Origin of the sequence: Streptobacillus felis, assembly GCF_001559775.1 — a bacterium.
GTDB classification, from domain to species: domain Bacteria; phylum Fusobacteriota; class Fusobacteriia; order Fusobacteriales; family Leptotrichiaceae; genus Streptobacillus; species Streptobacillus felis.
Map to the genome: position 1 here is coordinate 1 of NZ_LOHX01000237.1, position 476 is coordinate 476.

1 protein-coding gene is annotated in these 476 nt (G+C 22.3%); it reads left to right on the plus strand.

The features are described 5' to 3' along the window. Nucleotides 1-67 precede the first annotated feature (67 nt). A partial coding sequence (locus AYC60_RS04500; protein WP_067321775.1) for a cation transporter occupies nt 68-476 on the plus strand: 409 nt, incomplete at its 3' end.

The following is a 476-nucleotide window of genomic DNA, read 5'->3' on the forward strand; positions in this document are numbered from 1 at the left end:
AATTCAGTATTAAAAAAATATAGACTATATTGTTTTAGTATGATATAATAATTTATGAGGTGAAAGTATGAACTATTTGATATGGGGTATAGATTGTGCTGCTTGTGCTGCAAAACTTGAAGAACATTTAAAAAAACATGAAAGCGTAAAAGAATTAAATATTAACTTTTCAACTAAGACTCTATTTGTAAATTTTATTAATGAAGATATGGATAATATAAAAAACTTAATAAATTATGGAAAAAAAATAGAAAGTTCGTTTGAAGGTAAAAAAGAAAAAAAATCGAATTTGGAATTTAAAGAAGAACGGGATAATTTTAAAGACAAAAAATTACTAATGTGTGTTTCTTTAGCATTATTTGTTTTAGCACTTATTGTAGATAAATTTTTTTATAGATATTTAAAATATGATACAGATTTGTATAGATATTTTATCCCATTTTCCTTATTTTCTTATGCTTTAGTCACTTATCCAA